The sequence below is a fragment of the Lysobacter tyrosinilyticus genome (genome assembly GCF_054779815.1).
Map to the genome: position 1 here is coordinate 171,600 of NZ_BAAGXN010000013.1, position 17,774 is coordinate 189,373.

The window sequence follows — 17,774 nt, forward strand, 5'->3', positions numbered from 1 at the left end:
CCGCGGTCGCCGCCATGAGGGGGATAATCGGCGCGCCCCCTCGGAGCCGGTGCAGTGGAACTGATCGAACGAGGTCCCGCCTTGCAGGCACTGCAAGGCGCGCTGGATGTCGCCGGCCAGGGCGCCGGCCGCACCGCGCTGGTCTCCGGCGAGGCGGGCATCGGCAAGACGTCGCTGGTGACGCAGCTGGTGTCGCAACGGCAAGACGCACGCGTGCTGTGGGGTGGCTGCGAGGCGCTGTTCTCGCCGCGTCCGCTCGGTCCGCTCTACGACATGGCCGACGCGCTGGGATCGACAGTGAAAGCGATGCTCGGCCTGGATGGGCGTCGCGTCGAACTGTTCACGTCGTTCCTGGCGAATCTGCAGGCATCGCGCGAGACAACCGTCGTCGTGCTCGAGGACCTGCACTGGGCCGATGCAGCCACGCTCGACCTGGTCAAATTCCTGGCCCGCCGCATCCAGCGTGTGCGCGCACTGCTGGTGCTGAGCTACCGCGACGACGAACTGGGCGAACGCCATCCGCTGCAGATGGTGCTGGGCGACCTACCAGCGGACGCGGTGGTGCGCGTGCCGTTGCTGCCGCTGTCGGAAGCCGGCGTGGCCGAACTGGCGCGACAGACCCGTCATTCCGCCGACGGCATCTATGCCACCACCGGCGGCAATCCGTTCTTCGTCACCGAAGCCCTGCGCGCGGAGGGCATGCCGGCGACGGTGCGCGACGCAGTGCTGGCGCGGGCCGCGCGCCAGACGCCGACCGTGCGCGCGCTGCTCGACCTCGCGGCGATCGTGCCGGCGCGCGTCGAAGCCGACGTGGTCGATGCGATCCTCGCGCCGGCGCCAGCCGATATTGCGGCGGCCCTGGCCTGCGGCTTGTTGATGGCCGATGGTCGCTCGTATGCGTTTCGCCACGAGCTGGCCCGTATCGCGATCGAACAGGCGCTACCGGCGCCGATGGCCACGGCGCTGCACGCCCGAATGCTGGCGTGCCTGGAGCGGCGTGCGCCGGCGGTCGCGACCTCGCGCCTTGTGCATCACGCGTCCGCTGCAGGCGATTCAGCGGCCGTGCTCAAGTACGCGCTCCATGCTGGTGATGAAGCGGCATCGCATGGCGCACACCGGGAAGCCGCTTCGCTCTACGCCACCGCACTCGTCCATGCCGACGCGTTGGCGCCGCAAGCGCGCGCCGACCTGCTCGGGCGCCTGTCGATCCAGTACTACCTCATCGACGAGAACGACAGCGCGATCGTCGCCCGCACGTCCGCATTGCCGATCTGGCGCGAGCTCGGCGATCTGCGGCAGGAAGGACTCACGCTTCGCTGGCTGTCGCGCCTGCACTGGTTCGGTGGGCACAAGCACGAGGCGGAAGAGTACGCCGCTCAGGCCGTGCAGTTGCTCCAGAACCTGCCCGATGACGAAGCCTACGCCTGGGCGCTGAGCAATCGCTCGCAGTTGTACATGTTGTCCGGGCACACCGACGAAGCCGTGGCCTGGGGCACCCGCGCGATCGAACTCGCCACGCGCATCGACAGCCAGGAAGTGCTGGCGCACGCGCTGAACAACGTCGGCACGGCGCAGTACGCCATGGGCCTTACCGCAGGTGTGCCGCTGATCGAGCGGAGCCTGGAGATCTCGCTCACGCACAACTACGAGGAGCACGTTGCGCGCTGCTACGCGAACCTGGTCAGCACTGCGGTCAAGGCGCGCGCCTATACGGATGCGCAGCAGCAGATTGCAGCGGCTACGCGCTATTTCGCTGCCCGCGATCTGGACTCGTGGTCGAACTACATCGAGGTCTGGCAGGCGCGCCTGGACTTCGAGCAGGACCAGTGGGACAACGCCGCGGCGACCGCGCTGAAGCTGGGCACCAACCCTCGCGTCGCGCCGGTCACGCGCATCTGCGCACTGGCGGTGCTGGCGCGGCTGCGCCTGCGGCGCGGCGACCCGGGCGCGAAGGAACTCATCGACGAGGCGACGAAACTCGCGCAGGCCTCCGGCGAACTGCAGCGGTTGGCACCGGTCGCTGCAGCGCACGCCGAGGCTGCCTGGCTTCACGGCGACAACGCGTCGGTCGATCCGATCGTGCTGCAGGCCTACACGATGGCCGAGCAGCTCCGCGATCCGCGCGCACTCGGCGAGCTGCGCTGCTGGTGCGCGAAGCTCGGGTTGACCGCAGCCGATCCGGACGGCACTGACACTCCCTATTCGCTGCAGCTCTCAGGGCAATGGCAAGCGGCGGCGGAGGCCTGGGAGCGACTGGGCTGTCCGTACGAACGCGCGCTGGCCCTGCTCGAAGGCGACGAGCCCGCCATGCGCGAGGCGCTCGCCGTCTTCGAATCGCTGGGCGCGAACGCCACCGCGCGGCGGTGCAGGGAACAGCTGCGCGATGCCGGTGTGCGCGGGCTGGCGCGCGGACCGCGGGCGACGACGTCCGCAAACCCGGCCGGCCTGACCACCCGCGAGTTGCAGATCCTGACGCTGCTGACCGACGGCCTCACCAACGCGCAGATCGCCCGCAAGCTGGTGCGCTCGGAAAAGACGATCGATCACCACATCTCCGCGGTCCTGCGCAAACTCGACGCGCGCTCGCGCAGCGAAGCCGTATCGATCGCCGGTCGCCTGGGACTTCGTAACGAGGGGCAGAGTGCATTCCTGAAATAGCTCTCCGACCATGTTCCTGAAGGATCAACGCTGCGTCCCCCTGTTGCAGCCGCCGGCACGAATCCGGCGCTTTAGACTTCGCACATGCCGATCACTCTGGACCAGCTGCGCCGCTACGCCGTCGCCCGCTCATTGTTCAAGCCGACCACGCTTGCACGCGCGATCGAGCGGCTCGGTTTCGTGCAGGCGGATCCGATCCGTGCGCCCGCGCGTGCGCAGGACCTGACACTGCGTCATCGCGTCGTGGGGTATCGCGCCGGCGATCTCGAGCGTCGCTACCCGAAGTTGCCGCTGGAGGAAGATTTCTTCGTCAACTACGGCTTTCTGCCGCGCGCGCACCATCGCCTCATGCATCCGCGCACACCGCGCGTGGCCTGGACGCCGGCGCGCTGGAAACAGGCGCACGCCGTGCGCGACTTCATCGCCGAACGTGGCGAGGTTCATCCGCGCGACGTGGACGCGCACTTCGCCCATGGCAAGGTCACCAACTGGTTCGGTGGCTCGTCCAACGCTAGTACGCAGCTGCTCGACGGCATGCACTACCGCGGCCTGCTGCGGGTGGCGCGTCGCGAAGGCGGCACGCGTGTGTATGCGACCCATGCGGTGGACGCGACGCCACCGGATGCGCTCACCGCGAATGCGCGCATGGACGCACTCGTGGACCTGGCGGTGCGCAAGTACGCACCGCTGCCGGCGTCGAGCCTGGTGCAGCTCGTGAGCTACCTGCGCGGCGGCGCGCCGCAATGGGCGGCACAACGTGCGTCGGCGGTGGCGCGGGCGAAGCAGCGCCTCGCTCATGTCCGCGTGGACGGTGTGGACTGGTACTGGCCCGCTGACGAGAAGCCGGCTTCGGCACGCTGGAAACCCGATGCGGCCGTGCGCCTGCTCACGCCCTTCGATCCGGTGGTGTGGGACCGGCGCCGCTTCGCGCTTTTCTGGGACTGGAACTACCGCTTCGAGGCTTACACGCCCGCCGCCAAACGCAAGCTGGGTTACTACGCGCTGCCGTTGCTCTGGGGCGATCGTGTGATCGGCTGGAGCAACCTGAGCGTGGCCGATGGCACGCTCGTCAGCGATTTCGGTTACATCGACGGCCGCGCCCCGCGCGTTGCCACCTTTCGCGCAGCTCTCGATGCAGAACTCGCACGGGTGCGCGAATTCCTGGGGTTGGAGAGCTGAGCCGCGCACTTCCCCTTCGATCCCTCGCCCCGCTTGCGGGGTGAAGGCGGGCGCTTATGCGCCACTGGCGCATGTCCGACTGAACGCCCTTGCGCTATGCGCAAGGGCCGGGGGCAGAGCGAGGGACAGCGTCGCGCAAGCGACGCAGGGTGAGGGGACGTCGTCGCATAACGAGGCAAAGTCCAAAGCGCCCCTCATCCGCCCTTCCCTCAGCGGGCTATCGCCCGCTTCGACCTTCTCCCCGCGGGCGGGGAGAAGGAGGCTAACGTGGCTTCACCGCGGTACTTCCGGCACGTTCACCGGTCGACGTTCGAGGTCTACGTTGCGGCGCATCGACAACCGCAACCGGTGGGCCGACATGACGACACTCAGCCGCCGCAATTTTGTGAAACTCGCCGCCGCGCTGGGCGCGACCCTGGCCTGGGGCTGCGCGACGGTGCGTCCTTCCGCCAGTGGCTGGCGCGAGCGTCGTGACCTGTTTCCGCAAGGCGTCGCCTCGGGCGATCCCGATCACCACAGCGTCCTGCTCTGGACGCGGCGCCCCTATGCCGATGGTCGCGAGCGCGCCACGCTGCTGGTTGAAGTGGCGGAAGACCCGGCATTCACGCGCGTGATCGCGACCACGTCCGCGCCGGTGCTGGCCCAGGCCGACTGGACCTGTCGCGTGCTGGTCGGCGACCTGCCGCCGGCCGGCGAATACTGGTATCGCTTTGTCGACGAGGAGGGCAACGGCAGCCGGATCGGCCGAACGCTGACGGCGCCCGCGCCCGACGATGCGCGCCCGGCGCGCTTCGCCTTCGTCAGTTGCCAGAGCATGCCCGAGGGCTACGGGAATGCTTATCGGAAGATGATCTGGGAAGACGAGCGTGCCGCGCCGGAAGAACGGATCGGCTTCGTGCTGCACCTTGGCGATTTCGTCTACGAAGTGGTGCAGTACCCGGACCAGGTCAAGAACGGCCATCGCTACGACCGCCTCATCACCTTCCCCATCAAGTTTCCGAAGGGCAAGACGGTCGCCAAGAACCGCTTCTGGGTGCCGGACTCGCTGGAGGACTATCGCGTCCTCTACCACGCCTACCTGCAGGACCCGGATTTGCAGGACGCGCGCGCACGCTGGCCCTTCGTGGCGATCTGGGACAACCACGAATTCTCCTGGAACGGCTGGCAGTCGATCCAGGAATTCCCTGGCACGGAAGGGTGGGTTCCCGCGCAGACGCTCAAGGTCGCGGCCAACCAGGCCTGGTTCGAATACCAGCCGGCTCGGGTGCTGCCGCCGGGTTCGAAGCTGGACACCTTCGACGCGCCACACGTGGTCGACACGCTGGTCAAGGAGTTCGACGACACCGGTTTGGGAACCGAGCCCAACAATCTCGCGGCGATCGAAAGCCTGATCGTCTATCGGGCCTTGCGTTGGGGCCGGCATATCGACCTGTTCGTCACCGACAATCGCAGCTTCCGCTCGCGCGACCCCGGCAACCACGACGAGATCAACCCACTGTTCGAAGGCGACACGCTGGGCTTCGTCCCCGAGGAATTGTGGGCGCAACTCGACGCCGGCCGCGATTACGCCAACGGTCATCCGCCTGCGAGGCTGTCCCTCGGCGACAAGAGCGTGGCCAATTACGTAGCCAACGCCGCTCCGCAGACGATGCTGGGTGCGAAGCAGAAGGCCTGGTTCCTCGAGCGCCTGCGCGTTGCTACGGCCACCTGGAAGATCTGGGGCAATTCGCTGGGCGCGCTCGACTGGCGCGTCGATCCGCAGAACCTGCCGCCCGAGCTGGCCAAATGGAAGGGCGCAGGCTATGGCCTCATGGCTACGAGCGATTGGGGCGGCACTTATCACGAGCGAGCCGAGATCTTCGACGCTGTGCGCGATGCCGGCATCACCGGCTTTGCGATCGTCGCCGGCGACCGCCATAGCTTCTGGGCGGGCTACGCGGCCAAGGCCTTGCCGCCCGCCGCGTTCGAGCCGGTGGGCGTCAGCTTCGTCGGCGGCTCGCTCATTTCCCCGGGCATGGCCGAAGGCAACGAACACAACCTGAAAAAAGACAATCCGTTGCGCCCGCTGTACGTCGCCAATCCGGGTGACGGATCACCGCAGCCTACCGTCAACCTGCTGTTGCACCACGGCGTGCGTTCGGCGCTGGAATTCGCCAGCAGCGGCGACCTGGCGAAGGCGCACGCGGTCAGCAATCCGGATCTGGCTCCGCATCTGTCGTTCGTCGACATGGGTGGACACGGCTACGCCACCGTGCGCGTCGACGCGAACACCATGCAGACCGACTTCGTCTGCATCCCGCGGCCGATCGAACGCAGTGCCGGCGTGGACGGCGGGCCTCTGCGGTATCGCGTCCGCCACGAGGTGCCGCTGTGGCGGGCAGGCGAACGGCCGCAAATGCGGCAGACCATCCTGGAAGGCGATGCCGGATTGGCGGTGTGACGCGCGTAATGCGTTGAGGAAGAAGGCACAACGTCAGCTGGCGACACACCTCCCCTCGCCCCGCTGGCGGGGAGAGGGACCGCGTCGCGATTAGCGACGCAGGGTGAGGGGACGTGACGAGCGCAAAGCAAAAGCGCCCCTCACACCCCAAGGGTGCTTCCTTCGGGCGTCCGGCGCTACGCGCCACCTTCTCCCCGCACGCGGGGAGAAGGACAAGTCTACAGTTCGCCTTTACATCACCAGTCGCAAGCGCGATGAGCACCCTCGACGTTCTGTTGCCGGCTGCGATCAGCGCTTAAGCCAGCCGACCAGCTCCGGGTCGAGCAGCTTGTCGATGAGTTCCTCGTCCGGGAGGTTCGCGAACTCTTCCGGATCGGTCGCCATCACGACACCCGTGTTCCTGAACTCCTTCGCGATTTCTTTAACGAACTCGAATTTCTCGTGCTCGCAGGCACCGATGAACAGAAAGTAGACCTCATCGCCGCGATTTTGCGAGGCGCGCAGGACCTCGCGCGTACGGCGCTTGTCGCCGTGGTAGTTGCCCGGGTCGTTTTCGCCGTCGGTGACGAACAGAATGATGGAACGCTTCTTCGGACGCGGGCTCTCGATCTCAGCCTTGCGTTCGGCCGACATGCCAAACAGGCGTTCCCAGAAGCGCGGCTGCTTCAGCGGGTCGCGTCCGGCCGGATACGGCATCCAGCCCAGCACGCGCAAGGACTCCTCGAGCGGGAAGCTGTAGGTGGTGCCGCCTTTCCAGCCGGCCACGCGCTCGACGACATGGTCGACGATGTAGTTATTTGCGTTGCTTTCGTCGATGGTGCCGAGATGGCGCACCGAGCCCTCGCCACCGCTGAAGGTGATGAGGTCGAACTGGCCGTCCGGGTCGAGCACTTTGGCGAGCGGCACGAAGCGCTCCAACAGGATGCTGGTCGTGCCTTCCTCGTGCTCGTGTTCAAAGGACGCCGATACATCCATCACGACGATGAGCTCGGCCTTGATGTCGGGCGCGACGCCGGCCTTGTTCAGGGAAAGGCGGAAAGCGGCAGCCGATTTGTTGAGATCGAGCGCGAGTCGTTGGGACATGCGTATTCCTAGAGGTTGAGTTGGCTGAGGAGATCCCGAAGCTGGTAGCTCATGTCACGGGCTTCGGTGGGCGAGGCGCCCTTGGTGGAAAGGAGGGTGAGCAACGCGGACATCCCGGCGATGCAGCCGGGCAGCGATACCAACGCTACGTTCTGGATGGCCGCGATCAGCTGCAGCGGTTGCTGGAGCTGCATGCGGTAGATCGGACTGCTCTGGCGCATCTGCGCAAGCGTGGCATTCAAGCTCATGCTGCGATCGGTGAACAGTTGTGCCAGATCGGGCGCCTTCGCAACGAAGTGTCCGGCGAGGAACAGTGCGGCGAGCGCGGCGGATTCGATCTCGACCTCGATCCGAGCGATAGCATCGGCCTGCTGCTGCAGGCGTTCCTTGAGTTGCAGGAGCCGGTCGATCGCCGCTCCGGTGCGGTCGAGCAGCAGGCGCAGCTCATCGAGTGCGGCCGACAGCTCGCGCGGCGTATCGATCTTGTTGCTCATGGCCTTCGCCATGCTGCCGAGCAGACCGCCCTTGCCGTGGCCGCACACGGCCATCAGGTCGATCGCGCCCAGGATCGTGGTCATGCGGTTGACCCAGGCACGTGCCTGCTCGACCACGGGATCCTGCGCGAGCGAAAACGTCCCGGTCACGCGTTCGCCATAGGCCTTCTGCGTTTCGTGACCCCACAGGATCGCCTTGCGCTCGCTCATCCGGGCGTCGACCACTTCGCGGATCATTTGCAGGGCCGCCTGGTACACCGGCGCCGGGGCATCGGGGGCCAGCACTCGCAGCTCGGCGACGTTGGCCTCGATACGCTGGCGGCGTACGCCGGCCACGACGGTCGGCGTTGCGATGCCGGGCGCAGGCGGTAGATCCGGGGCCGGCGACGAAGCCTTGCGTTCGCGTGAACGCTCCTTCGGCGGCTTCATCACCGTCGGCTGCAACCGACCCGGCTGCGGTGGTTTTTCCTCCGCCACGCGATCGCTCAGCAGAAGTTGCCCAGGGCTTCGTTGAAGTCGCCCTTGAAGCCCACGCCGACCGGGACGTACTCCCAGCCGCCGTTCTGGCCGAGCATCACCGAGCCCAGCTGGACCACGTTGAAGTCGCCGAACTCGTCGGACAGCTTGTACTTGCCCAGGACGCTTCCGGACTCGTCGGCGATCGTGACGATGCACACGTCGATGTCCGCGAACGCCGCCTCATCGTCGTCCTCGCCGTGCTCTTCCTCGTGTGCATCGCCGTGATCGGCCTTGTGCACGGTGGCGAACAGCGGAATTTCGTTGACCGCAGGCGGCACCTTCGACCCGTCGATCGTCAGAACTTCGGCCTTCAGGCCCTGGCGTCGGATGTCACCCGAATGCGAGAGGCCGCCCGACGGGGTGGCGAACGAGCCGTCCTCGTTGTTGCGCAGCACACCGCTGCGCGACATGCGCGTGGTGTTGTAGGTCGACAGGATGTTCTCCAGCGCGGCCACCTTGGCTCCGCTACCGGAATTGACTGCCTCAAGCGCGTGCACGTCTACGTCGTCCTCGTGCTCGGCCTTGCAGTCCCACTCGACCTGCACGCTGAAGCGCACACCCTTGTTCAACGACAGTTGCAGCTTGCGGACAGGAGCCGAATCCGGCTTCTGCAGATTCAATGTCAACATCAGTTTCGATCCTTATTCAGAACGCAGCTGCATGAGCGCGTTGCGCGACTGTTCGAAGCTTGCGCGGGCGATATCGAACTTCTCGTCGGTTTCCTTGCGGCTCGCCTTGACCAGCGCGTTGATCTCGCGAGTCGAAACGATGATCGCCTCGATTTGTTTCGCCTGTGCCAGACGGTTGTCGCCCGGAGCACGCGCGGCAGTGACGGCGACGTCCTTGAGCGCATCGCCTCGCAGTTTCGTCAGCTGTTCGTCCAGCTTGGCCTGGCGCGCCGAGATCTGCTGCACGGTCTTGACCGCGAAGGCGCCCTGGATGGAAAGCAACGCCATCTTGATCGACGCGAAGCGCGAAGCGACGGTCGTCGCCGTTTCTTGCAGCGTGGCTACACCGGCGTCTTCCACCTGCTGGATGACCAGGCGGTCGGCGGGAAGACGCGTATAGGTGCCTTCCAGCGCCAACGCGCGGCTGTCGAGCAGGCGAAGCTTGTCTTCGAGCTCGCGCACGCGCGCCTGCGCCACCAGGTCGGCAGGATCCGCCGCTGCCGCTTGCGCCTGCACGTAGGCGCGGGCCTTATCCACGAAGGCGCGCGCGACCGCGGCCTGCACGGTGAACTCGCCGAAGTGCTCGCCATACTTCTGCTTGAGCTGCCCGAGGCTGGTGAGCTCGGTGCTGAGCACCTGCATTTCCTTGTTGAGCTCGCCCTCAAGCTTCTGCATCTCCATCGCAAGCGTGCGCGTGCGCCCGGTGATCAGATCGGACAGCTGGTCCATCAGGTCCTGTGCGATCTCCTCGGCGCTCTTGCCCATCAGCTTCAGCAACAGTGCGCGAAGGGTGCCCAACAACCCCGTCTTTTCGCCACGCTGCACCTTTTCCAGGATCTCGGGCAGATTGGCGTCGTCGACGCCCCTCTGCAGGCGGGCGAACAAGTCGAACACCTTGGCCGCCGACTTCTTGTCCAGCCGTGCAAGCATGCCGTCCAGCGTCTTGCCCAGGTTCTGCTCTGCACTGATGCCGATGGTGGCGATCTGGCCAGGGCCGATCGTTTCGAAATCGAGCGCGGCAAGCGCGGACTCGGCCTGCGGCAGCTGGTCTTCGCGCAGCACGATCGCGCCAGTGTTCATGGGCATGCCTGTCGTAACGGGCAAGCTCGGCGCAGACGAAGCTACGGGATCCGAAACGGACCCAGACGTCGTGGTGGGGAATTGCATCGTGGTATTGCTCCCTGCACGGCCGTGCGGCCGTCATTGATTTTATACAGGATCCCTCGGGCCAGGCCCGCGGATCAGTTCGGGTCCCGGTAGGCCAGCAAACGCAGCGCGTTCGCCACCACCAACAGTGTCGAGCCCTCGTGGAAAACCACGGCCCAGCCCATCTTCAGGCCCAGCACCGTCGCGGGGATGAGCACGGCCACCATGCCCAGGCTGGCCCACAGGTTCTGGCGAATGATCCGGCGCGTCTGCCGGCTCAAGCCCACCACGAAAGGCAGGTGCTCGAGGCGATCGCCCATCAGCGCGACGTCGGCCGTCTCAAGCGCGACATCCGAGCCCGCCGCCCCCATCGCGATGCCGATCGAAGCACTGACCAGCGCCGGTCCGTCGTTGACGCCGTCGCCCACCATGGCTACCTCGCCGTGGGCGCGAAGCGTCTTGATCGCGTCGACCTTGCCTTCGGGCATCAGTTCGCCGATTGCATGATCGATGCCCAAGCTGTGCGCTACCGCATCCGCCACGCGTTGGTTGTCGCCGGACAACATCACGAGCTTCGTCACGCCGAGCTTGCGCAACTGTTCCATCACCTCGCGTGCGTTTGCGCGCGGCACGTCCATCAGGCCGATCGCACCCAGGTAGCGTCCGCCCTGGCGCACGACGAAGACGGTGCGGCCTTCGGCTTCGAGTGCGTCGATACGCGCGGACAGATCGCCCGGCAGCGGATTGCCTTCGACCTCTGCGAACAGCGACCTCTTGCCCAGATGGACGGCTTCGCCCGAGACGAACGCCTTGAGCCCCTTGCCCGTGAGGCTGGTCAAGTCGGTGGCGACTGGAATCGGAGCGCCTCCCAGCCGTGCGGAACCGTCGCGCACCACGGCACCCGCGAGCGGATGCTCGCTGAGGCGTTCAACCGCGACCGCGGTCGCCAGCAGTTCCTGTTCGGTCGCGTCGCCGTAGGGCACGACATCCGTGACGCTGGGCTTGCCTTCGGTGAGCGTGCCGGTCTTGTCGAAGGCCAGCGAGTGCAGGACTCCGAGGGTTTCAAGCGGAGCGCCGCCCTTGACCAGAACACCGCCGCGCGCCGCGCGTGCGACGCCGCTCAGCACCGCGCTGGGCGTGGAAATCGCCAACGCACACGGGCTTGCGGCCACCAGCACCGCCATCGCGCGATAGAAGCTCGCGCCGAATGTTTCATCGATCACCAGGGGTGCGCACAGCAACAGCCCAACCAGTACCAGGACGGCGGGCACGAACAAGCGTTCGAAGCGTTCGGTGAAACGCTGCGTGGGTGATTGCTGCGACTCGGCGACCTGGGCCAGTTCCACCATTCGCGCCAGCGTGCTCTGATCGGCGCGACGCGTTACTTCGATTTCGAACACCCGCCCAGCATTGATCGTGCCGGCAAACACCCGATGCGCGGCCGCTACCGCATCCGGCCGCTGGCGCGCCGCCTCGACATCGGACACCGGCGACTTGTCTACCGGAATGCTTTCGCCCGTGATCGCGGCCTGATCCACGGCGCTCTCGCCCAGGATGACGAAGCCGTCGGCGGCGATGCGCTCGTCGGGCTTCACGATCACGTGTTCGCCAATCTCCAGGGATTCCACTGGCACCTCGACGAGCTGGCCTGCGCGTCGTACCAGGGCGGTCTCCGGTCGCAGTTTGCCCAGGGCTTCCACCGCGCGCCGTGCGCGGCCCATGGCGTAGTGCTCCAGCGAGTGACCGAGCGCGAACAGGAACAGCAACAACGCACCCTCCGCCCACTTGCCTAGCACCGCCGCACCAATGGCCGCCACGATCATCAGCGACTCGATCTGGAATCTGCGCGCGCGCAGGTGCGCCCATGCTTCCAGGACGACACCCCAGCCACCGGTCAGGTAGGTGAGCGAATAGAGCGCGATAGCAGCGAGAGCGCCTGCACCCACGACTCGCTCGACCAGCCAACCGCCGACCAGAAAGCCGCCGCTCAACAGTGCGAGGTAGAGCTCTCCAAGGCCGTCGCCGTGCGAATGTCCATGGCCTTCGTGACTGTGGCCGTGGCCGTGACTGTGTCCGTGGCCGTGCCCGTGGCCGTGACTGTGTCTGTGCCCGTGACTGTGACTGTGCCCATGGCCGTGTCCGTGATCATGGCCATGACCATGCTGGTGGTGGCCGTGCTGGTCGCCATGACCGTGTTCGTTGCCCTCGTCATGGCCGTGACTGGGGTGCGGGTGATTTCCGGCGCCCATCGGGCCTCCTGTGCTTGTCCGTCGACTCCTTCGACTGAAGGAGCGCGAAACCGTAGCCAAAAGCAGCCGAGCAACACAATTACAAATCGCGTCGATCGCTGCGTTGGAGGTCCGTGTCCCGAGAAAAGGAGCGGCCGGGTTCCCCCGGCCGTTTCCATGTTGCCTGTTGCCGCGTGCGCATCAGGCATGACAGCAATGTAGCTCGCCAGCACTCAGCGGCACGATCCCCGGTGGTCGCCATGGCCCAGATGGGCACTGACAGCATCACGCGGCAGTTCCAGCGTCTTCTTGCCCTTGTGGCAGACCAGCTCCTTGCCGGCCGGGTGTATCAGTTCCACCGGCAACAGCTCGCAGCCGGCCAGGGGCAGGACGAGCAGGAAGGCGAGCAGGTATTTCATTCGGGATGTCTCGTGACGGGATGATGCACACAGGGTAGTGGCGTGCTTTGCGGCGGAGCCGTGACGCGTGTCGTGGCTCGGCGCGGCAGGTTGGGATGGTCGTCGCGGATCCGCCGGGATAAGGAGGCGGAGGTGTGGAATCAAAGGCGACCGAGGCAATCAGAAAGAGTCACAAACAGGGTCAGAGTCCACAAACAGGGTCAGAGTCGACTTTCTCCGATTGCCAAGAAGGCATCGTGACGAATAGTCCACTTTGGATCCCTGACGATTGGCTCCTCGCAAACGCGAGTGAATGGCCCTGGTGCTGGCGGTAGCGCTGGCCAAGGATGGTCCTCGGCAAGTCGCACAACACGCGCCGATGCCAACCCTCGCTCGGTGACGTGCTCACGCTGAAGTCGCCGGCAACCCCGGAATGCTTTGCAGCACCAGGCGCAAGTCTGCGTCCTTTGCTGCGCTCAAGGAGGTGCCGCCACGCAGCAGCCCAGCATGCAACGAAGGAGATGTACCCACCGAACCTGTAGTTCGAAAACACAAGGGAGTGTTGAGATGCGTAATGGAGAAATTGCCCGTCTGACGGGACTCATCGTGAGTGGTGCCTTGCTCACGGGAATGGCGTCATCGATTGCCAGCGCCGCCGATGGCGTCTGGCTTGCGTCGACCGCAAAGGTCAGCGCTACACCGGCTGGCAAGGCAGGCAAAGCCGTATTCCAAGATCCGTTCTTCCGATCGGCCGACGCCAAGACCCTAAAGCTCATGCAGGACCAACACACGCTGAGCCAAGCGGCCGACGTGGTCCGCTGGGAAGTGGAACGCTCCGGCGCGACCGGTTACACATCGCTGCGGCTTGAGGAAGGTTCGGTGGTGCTGCGTTGGAAGGGGGCCATCCCGGCGCGCATCCAACATGCCATCACCAAGGCCTCGCGGATTGCGCCGGTGTATGTCGAGAATGCCAAGTTCTCGCGCGCAGAACTGCGTACTGCTGCGCATCGCCTGAGTGCGAGCGTGGAAGCCAATTCGGGTGGTCCATTCCACAGCGTCGTCATCGTCGACGATCGGGCGATCCAGCTCGTGGCCCATCCGGGATCCAAGGCGGCGGGCATTGCGCTGGATCGCGCTCAGGCCGCGTTACCGCAAGTTTCGGTGCCAGTTGAAGTAGCCGAGGGCGAGCCGCTCCACTTCACGAGCCGATTGGACGACAGCGCGCCGTGGTGGGGTGGGGCCCGCATCCACTCGTGGCGCAATGGCGCGTTCCGCGCGTCTTGCTCGTCGGGCTTCGGTGTGCGGGACGGCGCCGGCTATGAGTACATCCTGACCGCCGCGCACTGCGCGACGTATCCGGATCGCATCCTGGATCCGGCCGGCGAATACATCGGCGGAGTCGGGCTCGAAAACTACGGCCTGGATATCCTGCTGATACCGACAAACGCGGAGCATCGGATCTACGACGGCGGCGTCGGCTCCGGTGAATTCAGCAAGGCGGTGTCGGGTTGGGGTTGGGTGTATGCAAACGAGTGGCTGTGCCAGTCCGGATCGGTCAGCGGCGCAGTCTGCGGCATCCAGGCCACCAACAACATCACGTACAGCTTCTGCGATTACGATTCCGACCATGATTGGACCTGCATGAGCGATCTGATCGTGGCTTACAAGCGTGACGGCGGCATCGCGTCGAGGCCGGGTGACAGCGGCGGCCCGGTGTTCTCGCTCGATGGCGCCCGAGTGGTCGCCAAAGGCACCCTCACCGGCGGTGACGGTGGTACGACGATGGTGTTCCAGGACTTTGGAACCGCCTGGAGAACTTGGGGCGTGACGCCCCTGACCGGCTACTGATCCAAGCACGATCCAGCGGGCCGGGCGCGACATCGCTCCCCGGCCCGTTGAATGCCAATGCCGATACGTCAGTGTTCGGCATTGATCGAACCCGACAAGTTTTGCGCACGCCTATCAAGGAGATCATGGCGATGAAACCCGATGTCCGCCGTTTGTGCTGGACCGTACCCGTGTTGCTCGCTGCATTCGCATGCACCGCCGGCATGATGTTGTCTTCGCGGCCCGCGTTGGCGGCGACGCCGCGGCCCGATTTCCTCCTGCCTTACCCCTGCAATGTGAGTGCGAGCCTCACGACCTATCAGGGCCACAACCCCGACGACAAGAAGATCGATTTCTATTCCAACGACACCCGCGTAGTTGCCTCGGCCGATGGCTACGTGCACGAGCAATTCAATCCGGGCGGCATCGAGATCGCGCACGGTAACGGCTGGTTCACCACCTACATGCACATGACCAACCGCATCGCGGTGGGTACGTGGGTCAAACGCGGACAAGTCGTTGGCACGATGAGCAACGTCGGCACCGGTGCCGTGCATCTGCATTACGAACAACTCTACAACCCGGACAGTTCGGTCGATGCCGACAACCAGCACATCACGTTTCCGGTGTTGCAGGGCGTGGCGATCCAGTTCAATAGCAACTACACCTACACGCCGAGCTCAATGGTAAGCACCAATTGCGGCGTCGCATCACCCCCGCCGAGCAACAAGTATTGGGTTGACACGTTTGCAAATGCGCCGGGCTATGGTTCGCCGACCAGCACCACGCAAACCGGCACGCTCTACGCCGGCACCAACTATGTGTATTGCAAAGCCTGGGGCCGCAATATCAGCAACGGCACGTCGTTCAATCATTGGTGGTTGAAGACCGATCTCGACGTCGGCCCGGCCAATCAATGGGTCTCGGCGTATTACCTGAGTCGTTGGGGCAATGACGAAGCCAAGGACAACAACGGCATCGTGATTCCGACCTGCCCCGACGCGCCACCGCCGAGCGTGACCAAGTATTGGGTCGATACGTTTGCCAACGCACCGGGTTACGGTTCGCCGACCAGCACAACGCAAACCGGCACGCTCAATGCTGGTACCAGCTATGTGTTCTGCAAAAGCTGGGGCCGCAACATCAGCAACGGCACGAACTTCAATCATTGGTGGCTGAAGACCGATCTCGACGTCGGCCCTGCCAATCAGTGGGTCTCGGCGTATTACCTGAGCCGTTGGGGCAATGACGAAGCCAAGGACAATAACGGCGTGGTGATTCCGGATTGTTGATGCAGTTGCAGGGTGGGGGGTAACGGTGTCAGAGACCGTTATCGCTCCAGCCCTGGCCGCGTTCGGCCGTATGTGGACCGCGAACGCTACGCGGCGCGCGCGGTGCGGGAAACGATATCGAGCGCGACTGCTTCGGCTGTGCGGATGCCATCGACGCCGGCCGACAGGATGCCGCCCGCGTAGCCAGCGCCTTCGCCTGCCGGAAACAGGCCGCGCGTGTTCAGGCTGTGGCCGTCCTCGCCACGCGTGATGCGCACCGGCGAGGACGTGCGGGTCTCCACGCCAGTCAACACCGCGTCGTGCATCGCAAAACCGCGGATCTGCTTTTCGAACGCCGGCAACGCCTCGCGGATCGCCGTGATCGCGTACTCGGGCAGCGACGGCGCGAGATCGCCCAGGCGCACGCCGGGCTTGTACGAGGGCAGCACCGTGCCGAACGCGCTCGACGCTCGACCCTTCAGGAAATCGCCGACCAGCTGACCCGGCGCTTCGTATTCTCCGCCGCCGAGCTCAAACGCACGCGCCTCCCAGTGTCGTTGCAGCTCGATGCCGGCGAGCGGGCCCTCGCCGTAGGGCGCGAAATCCTCTGGTGTGATGCCGCAGACGATCGCCGCATTCGCGTTGCGCTCGTTGCGCGAGTACTGGCTCATGCCATTCGTGACCACGCGCCCGGGCTCGCTGGCCGCGGCGACCACGGTGCCGCCCGGGCACATGCAGAAGCTGTACACCGAGCGGCCGTTGCGGCAATGGTGCACGAGCTTGTAATCGGCCGCTCCGAGCAGCGGATGCCCGGCCTGCGCGCCAAAGCGGGCGGTGTCGATCAGTGATTGCGGATGTTCGATGCGGAAGCCGATCGAGAACGGTTTCGCTTCGACGAACACGCCGCGCGCATGCAGCATCGCGAACGTGTCCCGCGCGCTGTGGCCCAGCGCGAGCACGACGTGGTCGGCGCGCAGCTGCTCGCCGCTCTCCAGCGTCACGCCGCGCACGTGGCGCGTGCCATCGCGGTCGGTGTCGACCAGCAGATCGTCGACGCGCTGGCTGAAACGGATTTCGCCGCCCAGGGATTCGATCGTCGCGCGCATCTGTTCCACCATCGACACCAGGCGGAACGTGCCGATGTGCGGCTTGCTGACGTACGCGATCTCTTCCGGTGCGCCGGCCTTGACGAATTCGTCGAGCACCTTGCGGCCGTAATGCTTCGGGTCGCTGATCTGGCTCCACAGCTTGCCGTCGGAGAACGTGCCCGCGCCGCCTTCGCCGAACTGCACGTTGGATTCGGGGTTGAGCACCTTCTTGCGCCACAAGCCCCAAGTGTCCTTGGTGCGCTCGCGCACGGCCTTGCCGCGCTCGAGGACGATCGGCCGGAATCCCATCTGCGCGAGCACGAGCGCGGCGAACAGGCCGCACGGGCCCATGCCGATCACCAGGGGGCGCAGGGGAAGGTTGTCCGGCGCGCGTGCCACGAACTTGTAATTCGTGTCCGGCGTGCGCATCACCTTGCCGCCGTCGCCGGCGTGCGCGAACCCTTCGGCCTCGGTGTCCAGCTGCAGCCGCCGCAGGATGTCGGCTTCGCGCGGGGTGTCCACGTCGACCGAATAGATCAGCACGATCGCGCCGCGTCGGCGCGCGTCGTAGCTGCGTTTGGCGACGGTGTAGCCGGCCAGCTCGTCGGCGGCGATACCCAGTCGCGCCAGAATCGCCTCGCGCAGCGCCGGCTCGGGGTGGTCCAGCGGCAACTTGAGATCGGTCAGTCGAAGCATGCGGTGCATCCGATGGCGAAGGTTCATCGCCGTCATTTAGGGGCAGGGCACGCGCATTGAGCGCGGTGAAGCGCCCTAT

12 protein-coding genes are annotated in these 17,774 nt (G+C 65.6%); 5 read left to right on the forward strand and 7 right to left on the reverse strand.

The window, feature by feature from the left end:
• Nucleotides 1-54 precede the first annotated feature (54 nt).
• The 3 genes from ACYVGK_RS15455 to ACYVGK_RS15465 all read left to right on the forward strand — a co-directional run bounded on the left by ACYVGK_RS15455 (nucleotide 55) and on the right by ACYVGK_RS15465 (nucleotide 6,277).
• The gene (locus tag ACYVGK_RS15455) at nucleotides 55-2,658 is read left to right on the forward strand and encodes an ATP-binding protein (protein WP_460735290.1); all 2,604 of its coding nucleotides are present in this window, start codon (nucleotides 55-57) and stop codon (nucleotides 2,656-2,658) included.
• An 84-nt stretch (nucleotides 2,659-2,742) separates the two neighbouring features.
• Nucleotides 2,743-3,837 (forward strand): DNA glycosylase AlkZ-like family protein, encoded by a 1,095-nt coding sequence (locus ACYVGK_RS15460; protein ID WP_460735292.1) that lies wholly within the window; start codon nucleotides 2,743-2,745, stop codon nucleotides 3,835-3,837.
• Between the two features lie 358 nt (nucleotides 3,838-4,195).
• Nucleotides 4,196-6,277, forward strand: a complete 2,082-nt coding sequence (locus ACYVGK_RS15465) for an alkaline phosphatase D family protein (protein ID WP_460735294.1) — start codon at nucleotides 4,196-4,198, stop codon at nucleotides 6,275-6,277.
• A gap of 288 nt (nucleotides 6,278-6,565) precedes the next feature.
• On the opposite strand, the gene ACYVGK_RS15470 is transcribed toward ACYVGK_RS15465, so the two are convergent.
• The 6 genes from ACYVGK_RS15470 to ACYVGK_RS15495 all read right to left on the reverse strand — a co-directional run bounded on the left by ACYVGK_RS15470 (nucleotide 6,566) and on the right by ACYVGK_RS15495 (nucleotide 12,834).
• Nucleotides 6,566-7,360: a VWA domain-containing protein gene (locus tag ACYVGK_RS15470; RefSeq protein WP_460735296.1), complete on the reverse strand. Its 795-nt coding sequence runs from the start codon at nucleotides 7,358-7,360 to the stop codon at nucleotides 6,566-6,568.
• Nucleotides 7,361-7,368: 8 nt separating this feature from the next.
• A complete protein-coding gene (locus ACYVGK_RS15475) occupies nucleotides 7,369-8,283 on the reverse strand; it encodes a hypothetical protein (RefSeq protein ID WP_460735298.1) in 915 nt (304 codons plus the stop codon).
• A gap of 56 nt (nucleotides 8,284-8,339) precedes the next feature.
• A complete protein-coding gene (locus ACYVGK_RS15480; protein ID WP_460735300.1) occupies nucleotides 8,340-9,002 on the reverse strand; it encodes a TerD family protein in 663 nt (220 codons plus the stop codon).
• Between the two features lie 12 nt (nucleotides 9,003-9,014).
• Nucleotides 9,015-10,127, reverse strand: a complete 1,113-nt coding sequence (locus ACYVGK_RS15485) for a hypothetical protein (RefSeq protein WP_460735302.1) — start codon at nucleotides 10,125-10,127, stop codon at nucleotides 9,015-9,017.
• A gap of 155 nt (nucleotides 10,128-10,282) precedes the next feature.
• Nucleotides 10,283-12,436, reverse strand: coding sequence for a heavy metal translocating P-type ATPase (locus ACYVGK_RS15490; RefSeq protein WP_460735304.1), 2,154 nt, complete (start codon nucleotides 12,434-12,436; stop codon nucleotides 10,283-10,285).
• Nucleotides 12,437-12,648: 212 nt separating this feature from the next.
• On the reverse strand, nucleotides 12,649-12,834 hold the full coding sequence (locus ACYVGK_RS15495) for a hypothetical protein (RefSeq protein ID WP_460735306.1): 186 nt from the start codon (nucleotides 12,832-12,834) through the stop codon (nucleotides 12,649-12,651).
• Nucleotides 12,835-13,320: 486 nt separating this feature from the next.
• Between ACYVGK_RS15495 and ACYVGK_RS15500 the strand changes: the two genes are divergently transcribed.
• Both ACYVGK_RS15500 and ACYVGK_RS15505 read left to right on the forward strand, forming a co-directional pair.
• Nucleotides 13,321-14,661, forward strand: coding sequence for a chymotrypsin family serine protease (locus tag ACYVGK_RS15500; protein ID WP_460735308.1), 1,341 nt, complete (start codon nucleotides 13,321-13,323; stop codon nucleotides 14,659-14,661).
• A 131-nt stretch (nucleotides 14,662-14,792) separates the two neighbouring features.
• Nucleotides 14,793-15,932 carry a M23 family metallopeptidase gene (locus ACYVGK_RS15505; protein WP_460735310.1) on the forward strand — a complete coding sequence of 380 codons (1,140 nt, stop codon included), beginning with the start codon at nucleotides 14,793-14,795 and terminating at the stop codon, nucleotides 15,930-15,932.
• A gap of 86 nt (nucleotides 15,933-16,018) precedes the next feature.
• On the opposite strand, the gene ACYVGK_RS15510 is transcribed toward ACYVGK_RS15505, so the two are convergent.
• The gene (locus ACYVGK_RS15510) at nucleotides 16,019-17,695 is read right to left on the reverse strand and encodes an NAD(P)/FAD-dependent oxidoreductase (protein ID WP_460735312.1); all 1,677 of its coding nucleotides are present in this window, start codon (nucleotides 17,693-17,695) and stop codon (nucleotides 16,019-16,021) included.
• Nucleotides 17,696-17,774 lie beyond the last annotated feature (79 nt).

What these genes read in the sequence shown, in the direction of transcription:
- ACYVGK_RS15480 (WP_460735300.1), bottom strand. Translation starts at nt 9,002, where the DNA reads ATGTTGACATTGAATCTGCAGAAGCCGGATTCGGCTCCTGTCCGCAAG.
- ACYVGK_RS15465 (WP_460735294.1), top strand. Translation starts at nt 4,196, where the DNA reads ATGACGACACTCAGCCGCCGCAATTTTGTGAAACTCGCCGCCGCGCTG.
- ACYVGK_RS15475 (WP_460735298.1), bottom strand. Translation starts at nt 8,283, where the DNA reads ATGAAGCCGCCGAAGGAGCGTTCACGCGAACGCAAGGCTTCGTCGCCG.
- ACYVGK_RS15500 (WP_460735308.1), top strand. Translation starts at nt 13,321, where the DNA reads ATGCAACGAAGGAGATGTACCCACCGAACCTGTAGTTCGAAAACACAA.
- ACYVGK_RS15485 (WP_460735302.1), bottom strand. Translation starts at nt 10,127, where the DNA reads ATGCCCATGAACACTGGCGCGATCGTGCTGCGCGAAGACCAGCTGCCG.
- ACYVGK_RS15510 (WP_460735312.1), bottom strand. Translation starts at nt 17,695, where the DNA reads ATGCTTCGACTGACCGATCTCAAGTTGCCGCTGGACCACCCCGAGCCG.
- ACYVGK_RS15495 (WP_460735306.1), bottom strand. Translation starts at nt 12,834, where the DNA reads ATGAAATACCTGCTCGCCTTCCTGCTCGTCCTGCCCCTGGCCGGCTGC.
- ACYVGK_RS15490 (WP_460735304.1), bottom strand. Translation starts at nt 12,436, where the DNA reads ATGGGCGCCGGAAATCACCCGCACCCCAGTCACGGCCATGACGAGGGC.
- ACYVGK_RS15470 (WP_460735296.1), bottom strand. Translation starts at nt 7,360, where the DNA reads ATGTCCCAACGACTCGCGCTCGATCTCAACAAATCGGCTGCCGCTTTC.
- ACYVGK_RS15460 (WP_460735292.1), top strand. Translation starts at nt 2,743, where the DNA reads ATGCCGATCACTCTGGACCAGCTGCGCCGCTACGCCGTCGCCCGCTCA.
- ACYVGK_RS15505 (WP_460735310.1), top strand. Translation starts at nt 14,793, where the DNA reads ATGAAACCCGATGTCCGCCGTTTGTGCTGGACCGTACCCGTGTTGCTC.